This is a genomic window from Kingella denitrificans ATCC 33394, assembly GCF_000190695.1.
GTDB lineage: Bacteria > Pseudomonadota > Gammaproteobacteria > Burkholderiales > Neisseriaceae > Kingella_A > Kingella_A denitrificans.
Map to the genome: position 1 here is coordinate 690,946 of NZ_GL870929.1, position 18,515 is coordinate 709,460.

The following is an 18,515-nucleotide window of genomic DNA, read 5'->3' on the forward strand; positions in this document are numbered from 1 at the left end:
CGCCCAACTCAATCCGCGCGTTGCAGCACGGCGGCGAAAAAGCCGTCCGTTTGGTGCGCGGCGCTGTCCAGTTGCAAATATTTGCCCGTGTCCAACGCAATTTTCTGCGCCGCCAGAATCTCGCCCGCGTTCAAGAGCGAAAACTGCGGATTGCCGCGCAAAAATTCCTCAACCTGCCGCTCGTTTTCTTCAGGCAGCACACTGCATGTCGCATACACCAAACGTCCGCCGGGCGCCACCAGCGCAGAAGCAGCCTGCAAAATACTGCGCTGCTGCCGCACCAGTTGCGCAATACTTTCGGGCGACTGGCGGTATTTCAAATCGGGATTGCGCCGCAGCGTGCCCAGACCGGAACAAGGCGCGTCCACCAGCACGCGGTCGGCTTTGCCTGCCAACCGGGTCACACGCGGGTCGTGTTCACTGCCGATTTTTTCGGGATGGATATTGGTCAGCCCGGCACGGGTCATGCGCGGCTTCAGGTTCGCCAGCCGTTTTTCGGCAATATCGAACGCGTAAATGCGGCCTTTGTTCGCCATCTGCGCGCCCACCGCCAGCGTTTTGCCGCCCGCGCCCGCGCAGAAATCCACCACGATTTCGCCGCGCTTGGCCTGCACCAGTTGCGCCAAAAGCTGGCTGCCTTCGTCCTGCACTTCCAGCGTGCCGTCCAAAAACAGCGGATGTTTGTTCAACGCGGGCTTGTCGCGGAAACGGATGCCGTGCGGCGCATAAGGCGTGGCGGCGGCATGCGGGAATTCGGCCTGCAACTCGGCCAGCACTTTGTCGCGGCGGCCTTTGAGCGTGTTCACGCGCGTGTCCAGCGGTGCAGGCTGCATCACGCTGCGGCCGAACGCCAGCACTTGTTCGTCCGTCCAATGCGCCTGCAAACGCTCCACCAGCCATTCAGGCAGCTCGGCGGCAGTGTGCAGGCTGCTTTGCCATTCGGTTTTGCGCGCTTTCAGGCGGCTCATAAATTCCATGGTTTCCTCGTCCGCCAAATGTGCCAGCTGCGACAGGTTCGTGCCGCGCCCCAGCACCAGCGCCGCCAATGCCGCTTTTTCCGGCTGCGCATACGGGCGGCGCAGCACAGCGGCGATTTTTTGGTAATGGCGCAAGGCGGCAAATGCCGTTTCGGCAATTTCGTGGCGGTCTTGGCGGCCGAGTTTGCGGTGTTGGCGGAAATAATCGGACAGCACCGCGTCTGCAGGCTGCTTGAACGTCAGCATATCGGCAAGCACTTGCGCGGTATGTTTCAGCTGGGTGGCATTCATCATGGTCGAACCGGATAATTGTTTGTTAAAATGCACGGATATTAAAAGATTTACAGAGCAGTCGCAACATGGACATCCAGGCAGTTTTATTCGATTTGGACGGCACGCTGGCAGACACGGCGGCCGATTTGGGCGGCGCGTTGAACGATTTGCTGCGCGCGCGCGGTTATCCGGAAAAGCCTTTGGCCGACATCCGCCCGCACGCCAGCCACGGCAGCGGTGCGTTGGTGTCGTTCGGCACGGGCATGGCGCAGGACGACCCGGCATTTGCCGAATGGCGGCAGGCCTACCTGCACTGCTACGAACAGCGTTTCACCCAAGACACGCGCCTGTTTGACGGCATTAACCCGCTGCTGGCCGAATTGGCGCGGCGCGGCATGGCGTGGGGCATTATCAGCAACAAGCCCGAACGCTTCACCCTGCCCTTAGCGGCGGCGTTGGAATGGGCGGCAGCGCCTGCGGTAGTGGTGGGCGGCGACACCTGTGCCGAAGCCAAACCCAGCGTGTTGCCCATGCTGCACGCCTGCCGCCAAATCAACGTACCGCCCGAACGCTGCGTGTATGTGGGCGATGCCGAACGCGACATTCAGGCGGGCAACGCGGCGGGCATGCACACCGTTTTGGCGGCTTGGGGCTATATCGGCGCGGACGACCAACCCGAAACATGGGGCGCGGACTTCATCGCCGCCCATCCGGCCGATATTTTGCAGATGATATTGAAATGATTGACTATATTGAATTTATCCGCCATTTGGAACAGAAGGGCTATCCGTTCGGCACACCGACCGACACGGCGACGCAATGGCTGGCCAACAGCCGCGAACCGGAGACGCAGCGCCTGCTGCAACGCGCCAAAATGCTGGACGCGACGCAGGAAATCCAAAGCAGCCTGCAACAATGGCGGCAGCACATCCACCGCTGGCAGAAATGGCTTTCGCTGGCGTTTTTCGGTGCAGGCTGGCTCAGCACCTATTTGCTCATGCAGCAGGCACATTTGAATTTCCTGCTGGTGCTGCTGGGCGCATTGGGGCTGCACACGCTGATGCTGCTGCTTTGGTGTGCAGGCTGCATGCTGGGCAAACACCCTTCGCCGCCGCGCCTGCCCGCGCCCAAAAACCAAAGCAGCCTGCACCAATACCTGCTGGATTACTACTGGCAGCGCAGCCAAAGCCCATACGGCCGCTGGTCGATATACGCCGTGCAGCACCAATGGGCGCTCTGCGTGCTGGCCGGCGTGTTCGGCGCGGCGTTCATGCTGCTCACCGTGCGCCAATACACGTTCAACTGGCAAAGCACGCTGTGGAACGCCGACAACTTTGCCGCCGGGCTGGAACTGCTTTCGCGCCTGCCCGCCCGACTGGGTTTCAGCACGCCCGATGCCGCCGCCGTCCTCCACGCGCAAAACGGCCACGACACCACATCCGCCGCCGCATGGGGACAGTTGTTTTTGGGCAGCATTTTGGTGTACGGCATGATACCGCGCGCCGCCGCCTGGCTGTTCTGCCTTTGGCGGCAGCGGCAGCACCGCCCCGCTTTGGATTTGCGTTTGCCGTATTACCAAAACATCATTCAAAAATGGCGGCAAACCGTAACCGATAGTGCGGACGATTACCGACCCGACCGCATTGCCACAGCACCGAGCGCCCCCGCCAGCGCCTTTGCCGCCGACACGCAACACTGGGCCGTCCTGCTCGACAGCCCGAACGCGCCGCCGCAATGGTTCGCCCAAACGCTGGGGCAGGCATGGCAGGATTACGGCTGCATTGCCGAACGCGAAGAACTGGCCAAAGTGCAGGCTGCTTTAGCGCAGCACAGCGTGCAATTACTGGTGGGCGTGCGCGCCAACAGCCTGCCCGACCGTGGCAACCTGCGCCGCCTCTCCGCCCTGTCGCAACACGCGCGCGCCGGCATCGCCCTGCTGCTCCTGTATCCCGAAAACCAGCAGCCCGACGACCGCCAAGCCCTGCAAGAAACCGCCGACCAATGGCGTGCCGCCGCCGAACAACACGGCTGGCTCTGCCTTGCCCACCATCAGGCCGACTCATGAACCCGAAACCCGAAATCGCCGTTATCGGTGCCGGCTGGGCAGGCTTGGCCGCCGCCGCTTATTTAGCGCCGCATTGCCGGCTCACACTGTTTGAAGCGGGCAAAGTGGCGGGCGGGCGCGCACGCGGCGTGGCGCACGGCGAATTTAAAGAACTCGACAACGGCCAGCACCTACTGATTGGCGCATACCGCACCGTTTTCCGCCTGCTGCGCCGTGTCGGCGAATCGCCTGATGCATTGTTCCTGCGCGAACCGCTACATTGGCATTTGGCGGACGGCTTCCAGTTCTGCTGCCCGCAAAAGCTGCCTGCACCGCTGCATTTGCTGTGGGCGGTGTTGCGCGGCAAAAATGCGGATTGGGCGCAGAAAACCGCCCTGTTGCGCCAAATGGCCGCGCTGCAACGCTGGCACAAACGGCAGCCGCCCGACCAAAGCATTGCCTCGTGGCTGGACGAACAGCAAGTCGGCGAAGACTGGCGCGCGCAATTTTGGCGGCCGATGGTGCTGGGCGCGCTGAATACGCCTTTGGAAACCGCCAGCCTGCGCGTGCTGTGCCATGTGTTGGCCGACGGCGTGTGGGCTTCGCGCGATGCGGGCGATTTTTATATTGCCAAGCGCAATTTGAGCGACACGCTGGCCGCGCCCGTTTTGCGTTATCTGGCGCAACACGGTGCAAAATACCGCCCGAACTGCCGCATTGCCCAAGTGCAGGCTGCTTCGGGCAAAGTGCAGGCAGATGGACAAACGTTCGATGCCGCCGTCTTCGCCGTCGCGCCTTATCATCTTGCGCCGCTGCTGCCCGAGCATTTGGGCGATGCCGTGCGCCAAGCGGTGCAACAACTCTCGTACCACGCCATCACCACCGTGTATCTGCGCTATCCACAGCCGCTGCACCTGCCCGCCGTGCTGACCGGCTTTGCCCACCGCCCCACGCAATGGCTGCTCGACCGCGGCCGCCTGCAACACCCGAACGAAGCCGCCGCCATCATCAGCACGTCCGACCTCGTTGCCGAAAGCAGCCTGCACACCGACGGCAAGCCCGACTGGGCGGCCACGGCACACCAAGACCTTCTACAACTGAATCCGCACCTGCCCCCGCCCGAAGCGCAGCAGACCATTACCGAAAAACGCGCCACCGTGGCCAGCACCGTGAACCGCCGCCTGCCCGATATGGCCGATTTGAACGCCGCGCGCATCTGGCTGGCCGGCGACTGGCTGCACGAACGCTATCCCGCCACGCTCGAAGCCGCCGTGCAAACAGGCGAACGCGCCGCGCAGCAATGCTTGGACGCACTAGCACACACATCCGGCACGCGCTGAACCTTGCGGTAATGTGCAGGCTGCTTTTGCCCGCTGCCCGCCTCTCCGCCAAAGCAGCCTGCACCCACAGCCCGCCGTATTTTGACTATAATCCCACTTTTCGTTTGAACAGGCAGCCTGCACCATGTTACTGGCACTTTCTCTGCAAAACTTTGTCATTGTCGAAAAACTCCATCTCGATTTCCAAACAGGCTTCACCGTATTGACCGGCGAAACCGGCGCAGGCAAATCCATCACCCTCAACGCACTCTCCCTGCTTTTGGGCGACAAAGCCGATTACAGCCAAGTCCGCGAAGGCGCAAAAGAAGCCGTGCTGTCCGCCCTGTTCGACATCAGCGGCCAGCCCGATTTGGCCGGCACATTGCGCGAACAAGGCCTTCTGGAAGACGACGGCGACGAATTGTCCGTCCGCCGCATTATCGATGCCAAAGGCAAAAGCCGCAGCTTTATCAACAACCAGGCCGCCACGCTGGCGCAGCTCAAAGCCATCAGCTCGCAACTGATTGATATTCACGGCCAGAACGCCCACCATTCGCTCAATCAGGAAAGCGCACAACGCCGCCTGCTGGACGCATTTGCAGGCTGCCTGCCGCTGGCGGAGCAAACCAAAACACATTACCGCGCATGGCAGTCGGCCAAACAGGCTTTGCAGGCGGCACAGGCGCAAAGCGAGCAAACCGATGTGGAACGCGAACGCTTGGAATGGCAGTTAAACGAATTAAATCAATTAAATACCGAAGAAGGCGAATGGGAGGCGCTCAGCCGCAGCCACGACAGCCTGGCCAATGCGGCGGAACTGCTGGAAGCCGCGTATGAAGCGCAGGAATATGTGTCCGGCGACGACGGCATGAAATCGCTGGCGCGCCGCTGCCACCGCCTACTGGATTCTCTGGGCAATATCGAGCCGCGCTTTGCCGAGAGCTTGGAAATGCTGGACAGCATTGATGCAGAATTAAGTGAAATCAGCCACTTGCTGGGCAATGTGATTGACAGCGTGGAAATCAACCCGAACGAATTGGCCGCCAAAGAAAAACGGATGCAGGAATTGATGTCGGCCGCGCGGAAATATCGGATCGAACCGGAGCAGCTGCCCGAAAAATATCTGGCGGTGCAGGCTGCTTTGCAGGACTTGGAAGCGGCAGCGGATATTGACGCACTGGAAAAAGCGGTAAACGAAGCGGAGCAGCAATATCGGCACACGGCACAGCAATTATCGGCGGCGCGTGCCAAAGCAGCCTGCACCTTGGCGGAAGAGACCACGGCGCATATGCAGCAGCTGGCCATGAAGGGCGCGAAATTCCACATCGAACTGCTGCCGTCGCAGCCGACCGAACACGGCTTGGAACACATCCAATACCAGGTGGCCGCCAACAAAGGCAGCCGTCTCCAACCGCTGAACAAAGTGGCATCGGGCGGCGAATTGGCGCGGATTAGCTTGTCGATTCAAGTCGTTACCAGCCAATACACCCAAGTGCCCACGCTGATTTTCGACGAAGTGGACACAGGCATCGGCGGCGGCGTTGCCGAAACGGTGGGCAAGGCATTGCAACTTTTGGGGCGGAAGCACCAAGTGTTGGCGATTACCCATTTGCCGCAGGTGGCCGCGTGCGGCGAACACCATTGGCAGGTGGCCAAACGCAGTGATGGTGAACAAACTGTCAGCGAAATCAGGGTATTGGACACCGAAGCGCGCATTGAAGAACTGGCGCGTATGCTCGGCGGAGAAAAAATTACCGCCACCACGCGCCAACACGCCGCCGAAATGTTGCAGCTCAATATGCAGGCTGCTTTGGAGCGCGCATGATGGTACACAGCAAAATCTGCGGCATCACCCGCCCCGAAGATGCCGTACTGGCGGCACAACTGGGCGCCAACGCCATCGGCCTGGTATTTTTTGCCGGCAGCAAGCGCTGCGTGTCGGTGGAACAGGCGCAGCACATTGTCCGCCGCCTGCCGCCGTTTGTGCAGGCGGTGGCGCTGTTTGTGAACGAAACGGAAGCGAATATCCGCCACGTTCTGGCGCACGTCCCCATCCACATGCTCCAATTCCACGGCGACGAGCCGCCCGAATTTTGCCAATCGTTCCAACGCCCGTTTTTGAAGGCCGTCCGCGTGCAAAGCGCGCACGATATTCAGGCAGCCTGCACCCGCTTTGCCGAAGCGCGCGCCCTGCTGTTCGATGCGTTTGTGGACGGCGCATACGGCGGCACGGGGCACACGTTCGATTGGCAGCTGCTGCCCGGACAGCTGTCGCAGCACTGGATTTTGTCCGGCGGGCTGAACCCCGATAATGTGGCGCACGCCCTGAAAACCACCGGCGCAACAGCGGTGGACGTGTCCAGTGGTGTGGAGCAAAGCGCAGGTATCAAATCGCCGGAAAAACTGCGCGCATTTTTTGCCGCCATCCGTTCTGCCGCGTAAGGACACAAAAAAGCAGCCTGCACTTGAATTTTCAAAGTGCAGGCTGCTTTTTTCATCTTTCCGAAAAATTATTCTTCCAATAAATCATCGGCTTGGTTTTCCATAATCGCACGCAGCTTTTGAATGGCTTTTGCTTCGATTTGGCGGATACGTTCCGCCGACACACCAAATTCCGCCGCCAATTCATGCAACGTGGCCGCCTGACCGTCATGCAGCCAGCGTGTTTCCACAATGCGGCGGCTGCGCTCATCCAACTGCGCCAATGCAGCCTGCAAGCCCTCGGTCTGCAACGCATAATGCGCTTTTTGCGCCAGCTGGTGGCTCGGCTCGTGCTGGCTGTCGCTCAACCAGTCAATCGGCGCAAACGCATTATTTTCGTCATCGTCCTGATTGTCCGCCAACAGCCCGATATCATGCCCGGTCATGCGCTGTTCCATCTCCATCACTTCGGAGACTTTCACACCCAAATCATCGGCAATATCCTGCGCTTCTTTGGGCGACAGAGCTTTCAAACTGTTGCGCATGCTACGTAAATTGAAAAACAGTTTGCGCTGTGGTTTGGTAGTGGCCACACGCACCAAACGCCAGTTGCGTAAAATAAATTCGTGAATTTCTGCCTTAATCCAATGTACGGCAAACGAGAACAGCCGCGCCCCGTGATGAGGCTCAAAACGTTTGACGGCTTTCATCAGGCCAATATTGCCTTCCTGAATTAAGTCCGCCTGATTCAGGCCGTAGCCGTCATAGCCGCGCGCAATCGACACCACAACGCGCAAATGCGACAAAATCAACTGTTTTGCCGCTTCCAAATCTCCTTTAATTTGACGCTCTGCCAAGCGGGTTTCTTCTTCCGCCGACAGCATGGGAATATTATTTACTGTGTGAATGTATTGTTCCAAATTGCCGTGTCCGCTGGGAACGGGCAATGCAAAAGCGTGATTCGTCATTATTTTTCCCCTTTCATATACCATTTTTTTGTTGCGGTAATTATACACAGCCGCGCCAGGAATACCAGCCAATTTATGTAAATTTTCGCTAATTATTGCATTCAAGGCTTGACAGAACATTCAATTTCGGCAGGTGTCATCATCAGCCGCAATTGTGCCGGCGCAGAACCCAAAGGCTGCGCGCATTCAAACCACCAAATCGCGCCTTTTTTCACCGACCAATACACATTATTCTGCCATGTCTGCGTGAACAGCCATGCGCACAAATCGCCCAGCCACGGCTGATGCCCGACAATCACCACCATTTCATCGGATGCAATGCCACACAACCATTCAGCCACCTGCTGCGCTGCCGCATCGGGATTCAAAGCAGCCTGCACTTTTGCAGGATGTTGCAAATAAGCCGCCGTTTGCCGGCTCCGCTCCGCCTCCGATATCCAAACGTGATAGCCGCCCGACAATTTCCCTTGCAAAAAACGCGCCATTTTGCGTGCCTGCTTATGGCCCTTTGTCGTCAGCGGCCGCGCCAAATCGTTGTCGCCCTCTTCCGCCTGTGCATGCCGCCACAAAATCAACTGCATGATTGCCCTCCTATTTTTTCCTTTTGTTTTGAAAAAACTGCTGCAATATTGCTTGGGCTTCATCGGCCAGTACGCCGCCCGATACCGCCGTATGCGCATTCAGTGCCTTATTGGCAAACAAATTCACCACGCTGCCGGCAGCACCCGTTTTAGGCTCACTTGCCGCAAAAATTACGCGTGCGACACGCGCCTGCATCAGCGCACCGGCACACATCGCACACGGCTCCAGCGACACATAAACATCGCATTCATTCAGCCGATAGCTGCCCAACACCTGCCCTGCCTGCGCCAATGCCAAAATTTCCGCATGATGGCTGACATTGCAATCCGCCACGCAACGGTTATACGCCTGTGCCACAATATTCCCGCGATGCACCACCACCGCCCCCACCGGCACTTCGCCTGCTTCCGCAGCCAAAGCAGCCTGTACCAAAGCAGCCTGCATAAATTTCTGCTGTTCTTCCAGCGGAGGGAACACGGCAACAGGCGGCATTTCCTGCAATTTCTGCTGCCACGCAGCACGCTCGCCGTCGCTCAATTCCGACACATTTTTCCGCAAGCTCACTGCCACCAGTTGCCAGAATACGGATAGCGTAACGCTTAATCCACTCTTTTTCAACAACAAAAATACGCGGCACGGACAAGCAGCCTGCACATCTTCCACCGTATAGATTTGCAAGCCTGCCAATACCGCAACCACTTTGGGTGCCAATGGTGGTGTCGTTAGTGCCGTCATACCGTTTTCATCCGTTCATAAAAACAAACAAGGAAATCCGCAAAAATACGAATTTCCTTGTTATTAATTCATAGGTTAAGCCAAAGCAGCTTTTGCTTTTTCTACCAATTGTGCAAATGCCGGTTTGTCGAACACAGCCAAATCAGCCAAAACTTTGCGATCCAGCTCAATCGCGGCACGTTTCAGACCGTTCATGAATTTGCTGTATGACAAGCCGTTTTGACGTGCGCCTGCATTGATACGTGCAATCCACAATTGGCGGAATTGGCGTTTGCGTTGGCGGCGGTCACGGTATGCGTATTGACCGGCTTTCATCACCGCCTGTTTGGCGATGCGGTAAACATTTTTACGACGACCGCGATAGCCTGTAGCTAACGCAATCACTTTTTTGTGACGGGCACGAGCGGTTACACCGCGTTTTACGCGTGGCATATTTTATCTCCTTTAAGCGTAAGGTAACATTTTAGCAACAGAAGCCAAATCGCGTTCGTGCACCATAGAAGTGCCGCGCAATTGACGTTTATTTTTTGTGGTTTTTTTGGTCAGAATATGACGTTTGAACGCATGAGCGCGTTTCACACCACCGTTACCCAGCACTTTAAAGCGTTTTTTCGCGCTAGATTTGGTTTTCATTTTAGGCATGGAAAACTCCCTGTTTATTATGATTTAGGTATTGGGGGGCAAATATGCACTTAAATGCCCAATACCACCTGAAATCGCAACTTTTAAAACTACGCCTGCCTGCCGTTGCGACGAAGCAGACAGGCGAATTTTTAATTATACGATTATTTTTTCTTTGGTGCAACCATCATCACCATTTGGCGGCCTTCCATTTTGGGGAAAGACTCCACCGCGGCCAATTCTTCCAAATCGGCTTTAACGCGCTCCAGCAATTGTGCGCCGAACTCTTGGTGCGCCATTTCGCGGCCACGGAAACGCAGGGTGATTTTGACTTTGTCGCCGTCTTCCAAAAAGCGTTTCACATTGCGCATTTTGATGTTGTAATCGCCCTCGTCCGTGCCCGGACGGAATTTGATTTCTTTAATTTGAACTTGTTTTTGCTTTTTCTTGGCTTCGTCGCGTTTTTTGGATTGTTCGTATTTGTATTTGCCGAAATCCATCAGCTTGCAGACGGGCGGCTTGGCGGTTGGCGAAATTTCGACCAAATCGACATCCTTCTCCTCTGCCATCGACAATGCCTCTTTCAGGCTCACAACGCCGAGTTGTTCGCCTTCCCCACTGATTAAGCGCACTTCTTTGGCGGTGATTTCGCCGTTGATTCGTGCTTCGCGTTCTTGCTGTGCGATGATAATGCTCCCAAATTGATGATAAATAAAAAATACACCAGCAGGAATGGTGCCTGCTGGGTACTATTTGCAAATATTTGCGATTTTACCTGCTTTTATGCGGCATGAAAAGATGTTTTGCGAAGAAACTACTGCGCCGCCCAAACCGCCCGCACCCGCTCCAAATCTTCAGGCGTGTCCACACCGGCGGGGGGCGCGTTATCCAACACTTTCACTGCAATCGGGTAGCCGTGCCACAACACGCGCAGCTGCTCCAAACTTTCGCAGCGCTCCAGCGGGGATTCGGCCAACCGGACATATTGCTTCAAAAAACCGACACGGTAAGCATAAATCCCGATATGCCGCAGCGGCGGGCAGTCTTGGGAAAGTGCAGGCTGCTTTTTCACCATTTCGTCACGCGGGTAGGCAATGGGCGCGCGGCTGAAATATACAGCCTGTTGCGCCTGGTTCAGCACCACTTTCACGCAGTTAGGATTGGTGAATTCTTCCAGTGAATGGATGGGGTGGGCGGCGGTGGCCATCGGTGCGCTGCTTTCGGCCAATATATGCGCCACCTGCTCAATTAATTCGGGCGGGATGAGCGGCTCATCGCCCTGCACATTCACCACAATATCATCGTCTGCCAGGCCGCGCAGGACAACGGCTTCCGCCAAGCGCGTCGTGCCGCTTTGATGGTGGCCGCCGGTCATCACTACCGGGATTCCGTGCAGGGTGCAGGCTGCTTTGATGCGTTCGTGGTCGGTCGCCACCATCACGCTTTGCGCAGCCGTTTTCAATGCCTGCTCTGCCGCGCGCACCACCATCGGCTTGCCGCCAATGTCGGCCAATGCTTTTTCAGGCAGCCTGCTGGACGACAGCCGCGCCGGAATCATCACATGAAACCGCACGTTCATTGCGCCAAATCCGTTTCGTCCAACGCACGTGCTTCATCCGGCAGCAGGATGGGGATGCCGTCTCGGATAGGAAATGCCAGCTTTGCCGCCCTGCTCCACAATTCCTGCTGTTCAGGGTGGTATTCCAAGGCTTGTTTGGTCAGCGGGCAAACCAATAGCTGCAAATGTTTTTTATCCATACAGGAAACTCCTATCGATGAAATCGCGCATTATCGCACAAATTTTAACGTGCAGGCTGCCTGACTCTGCTAAAATGTAGCGCAATTCAGCCATTAAGACACATTTATGATGCACATTCCCATGCCCCCCGAACTGCGTGAACGCGCCGCCAAAATCAAACTGCTGGTTTTGGACGTGGACGGCGTCCTGACTACCGGACAACTGTTTATCAGCCCGTCGGGCGACGTGATGAAACCGTTTCACACGCTGGACGGCCACGGCATCAAAATGTTGCAGCAAACCGGCGTGCAGGCTGCCGTCATCACCGCGCGTAACGACCCGGCCGTGCAAATTCGCGTGCAGCAGCTCGGCATCCGCCATTACTGCCACGGCGTGCACGACAAACGGCTGGCCTACACGCAACTGCGCGAACAACTGCATTTCACCGAAGCCGAATGCGCCATGATAGGCGACGACGTGATTGATTTGCCGATTTTAACCCGCTGCGGCCTGCCCATTGCCGTGGCCAACGCCCACCCGTTCGTGAAGCAGCACGCGCTGTATCAAACACAAAACAGCGGCGGCATGGGTGCGGTACGCGAATGCACCGATTTGATTATGGCGGCGCAAGGCACCTTGCAGGCTGCTTTAAACGAGTATTTACAATGAACCGATTACGCCAATTTGCCTTCCCTCTGTCGCTGGCCGTGATTCTGGGCGCGCTGAGCGCATGGCTGGGGCAGGTAAGCCAAATCAGCATTGAAGAAGTGCCGCTGAACCCGAAAGAGCCGCAATACCTCATCGCACAGGCCGCCGCCAAGCGCTACGACAGCACAGGCAGCCTGCAACAGCAACTGGTTTCGCCCAAAGCATGGCAGCTTCCCGACCAGAAAAACGTCTATTTCGAACAGCCCGACCTGCGCATTTGGACACAGGAACGCGCCGAATACCACGTTACGGCGCAACAGGCGCGGTATGAATTGGCCAGCAAAAAAATATTCTTCGAACAAGAAGTCACGCTCGACAAAAGCGCGGATGCCCAACGCGACGCCGCCCAAGTCCGTACTTCGCAGCTCACCGTGGACACCGTACGCAAAATTGCCGAAACGCCCGCCGCCGTCCACTACCGCTACGGCAACAGCCAAGGCAGTGCGCAAGGCATGACCTACGATTATCAAAACGGGCAACTGAACCTGCCCGCACAAGTGAAAGCCCTGATTTATGCAAAATCTTTATAAAACCGCATTTCTGGCCGCCGTCCTGACTGCAGGCAGCCTGCAACCCGCACACGCGCTCGACAGCGACCGCAACCAACCCATTTCGATTGAAGCCGACCAAGGCTCGCTCGACCAAAAAAACCAAGTGACCGTGTTCAGCGGCAACGTGCAAATCAAACAAGGCAGCCTGCAAATGAAGGCGCAATCCGTGCGCGTGAGCCAAGACCGCAGTGGCAACCAAACCATGCTGGCCACAGGCAGCCCCGTCTATTTCCGCCAGCAACTGGACGGCGGCAAAGGATTGGCCGAAGGCTGGGGCAACCGCGCCGAATACAACTCCGCCCAACACCTGGTCAAACTCATCGGCAACGCCAAAGTGCAGCGCGGCGGCGATTTGGCGCAGGGCGAAGCCATCAGCTACAACATGAAAACCGAAGTGTACACCGTGCTGGGCGGCAACGCGGTCGGCAATAAAAACGGCCGGCGCGTCAAAGTCATCATCCAACCCAACAACAAATAAACCCTTATGGATATTTCACATTTACACGTTGAAGGCCTGCAGAAAACCTTTAAAAAACGGCAAGTGGTGAAAAACTTCTCGCTCGATATTTACAGCGGCGAAGTGGTCGGCCTGCTCGGCCCGAACGGTGCGGGCAAAACCACCAGCTTCTACATGATTGCCGGCCTGATTGCTGCCGATGCAGGCTGCATTTTGCTGGACGGCCAAGACCTCGTGCACCAGCCCATCCACTACCGCGCGCAAGCCGGTATCGGCTATTTGCCGCAGGAAGCCTCCATTTTCCGCAAAATGACGGTGGAACAGAACATCCGCGCCATTTTGGAAATCCGCCTCAAAGATACGCACCAAATCGACCGCGAACTCAACCAGCTTCTGCACGATTTGAATATCGAACGGCTGCGCCACAGCCCCGCGCCCGCACTTTCCGGCGGCGAGCGGCGGCGTGTCGAAATTGCGCGCGTTTTGGCCATGCAGCCGCGCTTCATCCTGCTGGACGAACCGTTTGCCGGCGTCGATCCGATTGCCGTTATCGACATTCAAAAAATCATTTCTTTTTTAAAACAGAAAAATATCGGCGTCCTGATTACCGACCACAACGTGCGCGAAACCTTGCGCATTTGCGACAAGGCATACATCATCAGCGATGGCACTGTTCTTGCTTGTGGAAAACCTGAAGAATTGGTCAATGATGAACGCGTCCGCGCGGTTTATTTGGGCGAACATTTTGACTATTAAATTAAAACCTTTGCACAAACCCTGGCGCCAGGCTTTCTGACACAGGGTTTTGCAAGGGTTATAATGTATTTGCACCGACTCAAAACAACCACGCATAGCCTTATGAACGGCACGAATTTCCAATTAAAACTCAAACAAACGCAGCTCCTGAACCAGGCCATGCAGCAATCGCTGCGCATATTGCAAATGTCCGGCCTCGAAGTGGAGCGGGAAGTGGAAGATTGGTTGGCAGACAATCCGTTATTGGAACGCACGGAGTCTGACGAGCCGCCTTACGAAATGCCGCAATATACGGCCGATATTGCCCACCGCCATTTAAGTTTGGACGACGACAATGTCAGCGCATGGGAAAATCTGGCAGAGGAAGAAACGCTGAATGCGTATCTGCACAAGCAGGTCAGCGAACACCCTTTGTCGCCCATTGAAGCCGCGCGCGTCCACATTTTGATTGATTTTTTGGATGAAAAAGGCTATCTGACGGAATCCATTGAAGAGATCATTGAAAACACGCCTTTGGAATGGATGCTGGAAGAAGAAGATATGGAGTTGGCGCTGGAGCAACTGCAAAAATTCGATCCGCCCGGCATCGCCACACAAAACTTGTCCCAATCGCTCCTACACCAGCTCGACCAACTCCCCCCGTCGCAGGAACGCCGCTGTGCCGCGCATATCGTGATGCACCATTTGGAACATATCAGCCAAAACACGCCCAAAAATATCAACAAACTCAGCAAACTCCTGCCCGATTACTCGGAAGACACCATCAAAAGCGCGCTGGAAATGATAAGCAGCCTGCACCCCTACCCTGCCTACGGTTTCGCCGGCAACGAACCGACTGCATACGTCCGCCCCGACGTTTTCGTGCAAAAAAACAGCCAAGGCGGCTGGACGGTGGTCAGCAATCAGGATTCCATGCCGCAAATCCATATCAATACCGAACTGGCGGAGGCCTTGCAGGATTGCGAAGAACTCGATCCGGTTTGGCGCGAAAAAATCACCAGTGCCAAGCAAAAGCTGGATATGCTGCAACAACGCAAAAACACCATTCACCGCGTGGCAGAATATATTGTCGAGCGGCAACAGGATTTTTTCACCTTCGGCGAGATTGCCCTCGCCCCAATGCTGATTAAAGACTGCGCCAACGAGCTGGATTTGGCGGAATCCACCATTTCCCGCGCCGTGAACAGCAAATATTTAGCTTGCCCGCAGGGGTTATTTGCGTTACGCTTCTTCTTCAACCAAAATGCGGTGGGCAACAATCAAAGCGAGGACGGTATCAGCGCACACGCCATCCGCTCACTCATCAGCCAAATCGTTGCCAATGAAGACAAACACAAACCATTAAGCGACAACGACTTACAACAACTTTTAAAACAACAAGGAATCAATATCGCACGGCGGACGGTGGCCAAATACCGCGAGCAACTGGGCATCCCCACCGTGCAGCAGCGACGTCATACATAGTTTTTTCCACCCAGAACGAGGAGTTCGTCATGAACCTGAAAATCACTGGTTTACATTTGGATATTACCGATGCGATTAGAGCGCGCGTTACGGAAAAACTGCAACGCATCAATCGCCACAGCGATAATATTTTGTCGGCAACCGTTACCTTGTCCGTCGATAAACTGGAGCACAAAGCGGCAGCGCAAGTGCACTTGGCCGGCAAGGATATTTATGCGGAAACCGTGGAAAACGATATGTATGCCGCCATCGATATGCTGGCGGACAAATTGGACCGTACGCTTTTGCAGCATAAGGAAAAATCCAACAGCATCCGCTAAAGCGACAGCCTTCTAAAAGCAGCCTGCACATTCGAATTGTCGATGTGCAGGCTGCTTTTCATTTGTCCGCGCCGTAGCGGAAGCGGGGTAGATTCGTTATACTACGCTAATGTTTTTTCAACATCGTTAAAAAAGGAAAAAATATGACCGTACACAGCATGACCGGCTTTGCCCACGCCAGCGCGGAATATGCCGGCAAAAATATCGACATCGAAATCCGCTCCGTGAACCACCGGTTCTTGGACGTGCAATTCAAGCTGCCCGATGATTTGCGCTGCCTGGAAAGCAATATGCGTGAAAAAATCGTGAGCAAAATCGCGCGCGGCAAACTGGAATGCCGCATCCAACTGGGCAGTACCCACCAGCAACAAAGCAGCCTGCACATCAATCAGCCGCTGGTGCAGCAACTGGCCGACATCAACCAGAAATTACGCAAAAAACACAGCGAATTAGGCAAACTCACTGTGGCCGACATCCTGCGCTTCCCCGGCGTTTTAACCGCCGCCGAAACCGACAAAGAAGAGCTGGCGCGCGTGGTGGGGCAGCTGCTGGAACAAGTACTGGACGATTTTGTCGCCGCACGCCGCCGCGAGGGCGAAAAACTCAAAGCGCACATCATCGAACGCTTGGATTTGATGGAAGCCATCGTCGGCGCGCTGGAAGAACTTTTCCCCAGCCTGCTGCAAAACCACATCGCCCGCAGCCGCAGCCGCCTTGCCGAAGCCGTGGCCAATATCGATGAAGACCGGCTCAAACAAGAATTCGCCTTATTCATGCAGAAAGCCGATGTCGATGAAGAATTTAACCGCCTGCGCACTCACATTGCCGAAGTGCGCCGCATCGTTACCGAGCAATCGGGCAGCATCGGCAAACGCCTGGATTTCCTGATGCAGGAACTGAACCGTGAAGCCAACACCTTGGGCAGCAAATCGATTGCGGGCGAATGCACGCAGGTATCGGTGGAACTGAAGGTCTTGATTGAGCAAATGCGCGAACAAGTCCAAAATATCGAATAAACCTGCCGCCGTACACAAAAGCAGCCTGCACCCAACCAATTTAAGCGGTGCAGACTGCTTTGCTACTTTTTGCTACAAATTAAGTCAAACCATCCAAAATTCTGCCGGATGAAACCAGAAATCCCTTAAAAATTGCCTTTATTGTCTAAAAAACATAAAAAACATTGCCGTTTCCCACCCGGTTCGGCTATAATGACTACATCGAATTACAGTCAGTCGCAACGCGCGGCGGACTTCCCCCTTTGCCGTATCGTTTTTACTCCTTTCTACGGTGCGGCAGAGTTAGGCGAAAGCCTAATTGTTTGTGAAGCGTAAAATCTCTGATTTGAGATATTTCAGGCAGCCAATCGGTTGCCTGCTTTTTTTGCGCCGTCATTTTCGCTACAATAACCGCTTTATTTTTGCAGCGAACCTTCCCATGTCTGATGATGCCCAACTTCTCCCGCACCGCACCGCCATTGATGAAATCGATCGGCAAATCCTTACCCTGCTCAACCAACGGGCGGCGCACGCAAAGGCCATCGGCGAACTCAAAGGCACGGGCGTGGTGTACCGTCCGGAGCGCGAAGCACAGGTATTGCGCCGCATCCAGTCGCTGAACCAAGGGCCTTTGTCGGACGAGGCCGCCGCGCGCCTGTTCCGCGAAATGATGAGCGAATGCCTGGCATTGGAGCGGCCTTTGACGGTGGCGTATTTGGGGCCGGAAGGCACATTCACCCAACTGGCGGCCATCAAGCATTTCGGTCGCGCCGCACAATGCGTGGCCTGCGCCACCATTGACGAAAGCCTGCGCCTGGTGGAAGCCGGACAGGCGGACTATGCGGTGGCGCCCATCGAAAATTCGACCGAAGGTTCGGTGGGGCGCACGCTGGATTTACTGGTGGGTACTTCATTACAGGCATGCGGCGAGGTGCAGTTGCGCATCCACCACCATTTGCTGTGCCGCCACACGGATTTTTCGCGCGTGGAAGTGGTTTATGCGCACGCACAGGCATTGGCGCAATGCCAAAACTGGCTGAACCGCCGCCTGCCCGACCACGTTCGCCGCGTATCGGTTTCCAGCAACGGCGAAGCAGCGCGGCTGGCCAGCGAATGCGATACTGCCTGCGCCATTGCCAGCCAAACGGCGGCAGAGATTTACCGCCTGCACAATTTGGCCGCCAATATTGAAGATGAATCGGACAACACCACCCGCTTTTTGGTGCTGGGGCATCAGGCAACGCTGCAAAGCGGGCACGACAAAACATCGCTGATTGTGGGTGCGCCAAACAAGGCCGGTACGCTCAACCGCCTAATCGAACCGCTCACGCAGGCCGGCATTTCCATGAGCAAATTTGAAAGCCGACCCAGCCGAACGGGCTTGTGGGAATACCTGTTTTTCATTGATATTGAAGGACATGTGCGCGATGAAAAAGTGCAGGCTGCTTTGGACGCCCTGCGAGAACGCACCGCATTTGTCAAAGTCATCGGCTCGTATCCCGTGTCGGTGTATTAACGCGGCTTATCTTTTCAGATAGACCGAAAACCGCCTTGCCATTTTATCCAACACAAAAAGCAGCCTGAGA

Annotated in this window: 22 protein-coding genes; 13 read left to right on the forward strand and 9 right to left on the reverse strand. The window is 55.9% G+C overall.

Features of this window, described 5'->3' with window-relative positions; all coding sequences use genetic code 11:
- Window positions 1-8: 8 nt before the first annotated feature.
- Window positions 9-1,268: an RsmB/NOP family class I SAM-dependent RNA methyltransferase gene (locus HMPREF9098_RS03435; protein WP_040564665.1), complete on the reverse strand. Its 1,260-nt coding sequence runs from the start codon at window positions 1,266-1,268 to the stop codon at window positions 9-11.
- A gap of 68 nt (window positions 1,269-1,336) precedes the next feature.
- Here HMPREF9098_RS03435 and HMPREF9098_RS03440 point away from each other — a divergent pair, with 68 nt between their 5' ends.
- From HMPREF9098_RS03440 to HMPREF9098_RS03460, 5 genes are all read left to right on the forward strand, one after another.
- A complete protein-coding gene (locus tag HMPREF9098_RS03440) occupies window positions 1,337-1,993 on the forward strand; it encodes an HAD family hydrolase (RefSeq protein WP_003782066.1) in 657 nt (218 codons plus the stop codon).
- Entirely contained in the window at window positions 1,990-3,315 is a 1,326-nt protein-coding gene (locus HMPREF9098_RS03445) for a DUF2868 domain-containing protein (RefSeq protein ID WP_003782068.1), read from the forward strand. Before HMPREF9098_RS03440 ends, HMPREF9098_RS03445 begins: the two co-directional genes overlap by 4 nt.
- Window positions 3,312-4,634 carry a hydroxysqualene dehydroxylase HpnE gene (hpnE, locus tag HMPREF9098_RS03450; RefSeq protein ID WP_003782071.1) on the forward strand — a complete coding sequence of 441 codons (1,323 nt, stop codon included), beginning with the start codon at window positions 3,312-3,314 and terminating at the stop codon, window positions 4,632-4,634. The genes HMPREF9098_RS03445 and hpnE overlap by 4 nt, the downstream gene beginning before the upstream one ends.
- 124 nt (window positions 4,635-4,758) lie before the next feature.
- On the forward strand, window positions 4,759-6,438 hold the full coding sequence (gene recN / locus HMPREF9098_RS03455) for a DNA repair protein RecN (RefSeq protein WP_003782073.1): 1,680 nt from the start codon (window positions 4,759-4,761) through the stop codon (window positions 6,436-6,438).
- On the forward strand, window positions 6,435-7,055 hold the full coding sequence (locus HMPREF9098_RS03460) for a phosphoribosylanthranilate isomerase (protein ID WP_003782075.1): 621 nt from the start codon (window positions 6,435-6,437) through the stop codon (window positions 7,053-7,055). The genes recN and HMPREF9098_RS03460 overlap by 4 nt, the downstream gene beginning before the upstream one ends.
- A 68-nt stretch (window positions 7,056-7,123) precedes the next feature.
- On the opposite strand, the gene rpoH is transcribed toward HMPREF9098_RS03460, so the two are convergent.
- The 8 genes from rpoH to HMPREF9098_RS03500 all read right to left on the reverse strand — a co-directional run bounded on the left by rpoH (window position 7,124) and on the right by HMPREF9098_RS03500 (window position 11,698).
- Window positions 7,124-8,002 (reverse strand): RNA polymerase sigma factor RpoH, encoded by an 879-nt coding sequence (rpoH, locus tag HMPREF9098_RS03465; protein ID WP_040564229.1) that lies wholly within the window; start codon window positions 8,000-8,002, stop codon window positions 7,124-7,126.
- A gap of 101 nt (window positions 8,003-8,103) precedes the next feature.
- Window positions 8,104-8,583: a SixA phosphatase family protein gene (locus HMPREF9098_RS03470; protein ID WP_003782078.1), complete on the reverse strand. Its 480-nt coding sequence runs from the start codon at window positions 8,581-8,583 to the stop codon at window positions 8,104-8,106.
- Between the two features lie 10 nt (window positions 8,584-8,593).
- Window positions 8,594-9,319 carry a tRNA adenosine(34) deaminase TadA gene (tadA, locus tag HMPREF9098_RS03475; RefSeq protein ID WP_003782079.1) on the reverse strand — a complete coding sequence of 242 codons (726 nt, stop codon included), beginning with the start codon at window positions 9,317-9,319 and terminating at the stop codon, window positions 8,594-8,596.
- A gap of 75 nt (window positions 9,320-9,394) precedes the next feature.
- A complete protein-coding gene (rplT, locus tag HMPREF9098_RS03480) occupies window positions 9,395-9,751 on the reverse strand; it encodes a 50S ribosomal protein L20 (protein ID WP_003782080.1) in 357 nt (118 codons plus the stop codon).
- Between the two features lie 12 nt (window positions 9,752-9,763).
- On the reverse strand, window positions 9,764-9,961 hold the full coding sequence (gene rpmI / locus HMPREF9098_RS03485) for a 50S ribosomal protein L35 (RefSeq protein ID WP_002641005.1): 198 nt from the start codon (window positions 9,959-9,961) through the stop codon (window positions 9,764-9,766).
- A 143-nt stretch (window positions 9,962-10,104) separates the two neighbouring features.
- A complete protein-coding gene (gene infC, locus HMPREF9098_RS03490) occupies window positions 10,105-10,626 on the reverse strand; it encodes a translation initiation factor IF-3 (RefSeq protein ID WP_094576422.1) in 522 nt (173 codons plus the stop codon).
- A 128-nt stretch (window positions 10,627-10,754) separates the two neighbouring features.
- Complete coding sequence (gene kdsB / locus HMPREF9098_RS03495; RefSeq protein WP_003782085.1) at window positions 10,755-11,519, reverse strand: 3-deoxy-manno-octulosonate cytidylyltransferase; 765 nt, start codon at window positions 11,517-11,519, stop codon at window positions 10,755-10,757.
- Entirely contained in the window at window positions 11,516-11,698 is a 183-nt protein-coding gene (locus HMPREF9098_RS03500) for a Trm112 family protein (RefSeq protein WP_003782086.1), read from the reverse strand. Before HMPREF9098_RS03500 ends, kdsB begins: the two co-directional genes overlap by 4 nt.
- A gap of 106 nt (window positions 11,699-11,804) precedes the next feature.
- Between HMPREF9098_RS03500 and HMPREF9098_RS03505 the strand changes: the two genes are divergently transcribed.
- The 8 genes from HMPREF9098_RS03505 to pheA all read left to right on the forward strand — a co-directional run bounded on the left by HMPREF9098_RS03505 (window position 11,805) and on the right by pheA (window position 18,445).
- Window positions 11,805-12,347: a KdsC family phosphatase gene (locus HMPREF9098_RS03505; protein ID WP_003782087.1), complete on the forward strand. Its 543-nt coding sequence runs from the start codon at window positions 11,805-11,807 to the stop codon at window positions 12,345-12,347.
- Complete coding sequence (gene lptC / locus HMPREF9098_RS03510; protein WP_003782089.1) at window positions 12,344-12,916, forward strand: LPS export ABC transporter periplasmic protein LptC; 573 nt, start codon at window positions 12,344-12,346, stop codon at window positions 12,914-12,916. The genes HMPREF9098_RS03505 and lptC overlap by 4 nt, the downstream gene beginning before the upstream one ends.
- Window positions 12,900-13,415, forward strand: a complete 516-nt coding sequence (gene lptA, locus HMPREF9098_RS03515) for a lipopolysaccharide transport periplasmic protein LptA (RefSeq protein ID WP_003782092.1) — start codon at window positions 12,900-12,902, stop codon at window positions 13,413-13,415. Before lptC ends, lptA begins: the two co-directional genes overlap by 17 nt.
- Before the next feature lie 6 nt (window positions 13,416-13,421).
- Window positions 13,422-14,150 (forward strand): LPS export ABC transporter ATP-binding protein, encoded by a 729-nt coding sequence (gene lptB / locus HMPREF9098_RS03520; protein ID WP_003782094.1) that lies wholly within the window; start codon window positions 13,422-13,424, stop codon window positions 14,148-14,150.
- Window positions 14,151-14,252: 102 nt separating this feature from the next.
- A complete protein-coding gene (gene rpoN, locus HMPREF9098_RS03525) occupies window positions 14,253-15,614 on the forward strand; it encodes an RNA polymerase factor sigma-54 (protein ID WP_003782096.1) in 1,362 nt (453 codons plus the stop codon).
- Between the two features lie 29 nt (window positions 15,615-15,643).
- Complete coding sequence (gene hpf / locus HMPREF9098_RS03530) at window positions 15,644-15,934, forward strand: ribosome hibernation-promoting factor, HPF/YfiA family (protein WP_003782097.1); 291 nt, start codon at window positions 15,644-15,646, stop codon at window positions 15,932-15,934.
- Between the two features lie 143 nt (window positions 15,935-16,077).
- Window positions 16,078-16,950, forward strand: a complete 873-nt coding sequence (locus HMPREF9098_RS03535) for a YicC/YloC family endoribonuclease (protein WP_003782098.1) — start codon at window positions 16,078-16,080, stop codon at window positions 16,948-16,950.
- Window positions 16,951-17,368: 418 nt separating this feature from the next.
- Complete coding sequence (gene pheA / locus HMPREF9098_RS03540) at window positions 17,369-18,445, forward strand: prephenate dehydratase (protein ID WP_040564230.1); 1,077 nt, start codon at window positions 17,369-17,371, stop codon at window positions 18,443-18,445.
- Window positions 18,446-18,515: the final 70 nt, after the last annotated feature.

Coding starts and splice junctions, on each gene's coding strand:
- HMPREF9098_RS03435 (WP_040564665.1), bottom strand. CDS start 1,268: ATGAATGCCACCCAGCTGAAACATACCGCGCAAGTGCTTGCCGATATG.
- HMPREF9098_RS03440 (WP_003782066.1), top strand. CDS start 1,337: ATGGACATCCAGGCAGTTTTATTCGATTTGGACGGCACGCTGGCAGAC.
- HMPREF9098_RS03445 (WP_003782068.1), top strand. CDS start 1,990: ATGATTGACTATATTGAATTTATCCGCCATTTGGAACAGAAGGGCTAT.
- hpnE (WP_003782071.1), top strand. CDS start 3,312: ATGAACCCGAAACCCGAAATCGCCGTTATCGGTGCCGGCTGGGCAGGC.
- recN (WP_003782073.1), top strand. CDS start 4,759: ATGTTACTGGCACTTTCTCTGCAAAACTTTGTCATTGTCGAAAAACTC.
- HMPREF9098_RS03460 (WP_003782075.1), top strand. CDS start 6,435: ATGATGGTACACAGCAAAATCTGCGGCATCACCCGCCCCGAAGATGCC.
- rpoH (WP_040564229.1), bottom strand. CDS start 8,002: ATGACGAATCACGCTTTTGCATTGCCCGTTCCCAGCGGACACGGCAAT.
- HMPREF9098_RS03470 (WP_003782078.1), bottom strand. CDS start 8,583: ATGCAGTTGATTTTGTGGCGGCATGCACAGGCGGAAGAGGGCGACAAC.
- tadA (WP_003782079.1), bottom strand. CDS start 9,319: ATGACGGCACTAACGACACCACCATTGGCACCCAAAGTGGTTGCGGTA.
- rplT (WP_003782080.1), bottom strand. CDS start 9,751: ATGCCACGCGTAAAACGCGGTGTAACCGCTCGTGCCCGTCACAAAAAA.
- rpmI (WP_002641005.1), bottom strand. CDS start 9,961: ATGCCTAAAATGAAAACCAAATCTAGCGCGAAAAAACGCTTTAAAGTG.
- kdsB (WP_003782085.1), bottom strand. CDS start 11,519: ATGAACGTGCGGTTTCATGTGATGATTCCGGCGCGGCTGTCGTCCAGC.
- HMPREF9098_RS03500 (WP_003782086.1), bottom strand. CDS start 11,698: ATGGATAAAAAACATTTGCAGCTATTGGTTTGCCCGCTGACCAAACAA.
- HMPREF9098_RS03505 (WP_003782087.1), top strand. CDS start 11,805: ATGATGCACATTCCCATGCCCCCCGAACTGCGTGAACGCGCCGCCAAA.
- lptC (WP_003782089.1), top strand. CDS start 12,344: ATGAACCGATTACGCCAATTTGCCTTCCCTCTGTCGCTGGCCGTGATT.
- lptA (WP_003782092.1), top strand. CDS start 12,900: ATGCAAAATCTTTATAAAACCGCATTTCTGGCCGCCGTCCTGACTGCA.
- lptB (WP_003782094.1), top strand. CDS start 13,422: ATGGATATTTCACATTTACACGTTGAAGGCCTGCAGAAAACCTTTAAA.
- rpoN (WP_003782096.1), top strand. CDS start 14,253: ATGAACGGCACGAATTTCCAATTAAAACTCAAACAAACGCAGCTCCTG.
- hpf (WP_003782097.1), top strand. CDS start 15,644: ATGAACCTGAAAATCACTGGTTTACATTTGGATATTACCGATGCGATT.
- HMPREF9098_RS03535 (WP_003782098.1), top strand. CDS start 16,078: ATGACCGTACACAGCATGACCGGCTTTGCCCACGCCAGCGCGGAATAT.
- pheA (WP_040564230.1), top strand. CDS start 17,369: ATGTCTGATGATGCCCAACTTCTCCCGCACCGCACCGCCATTGATGAA.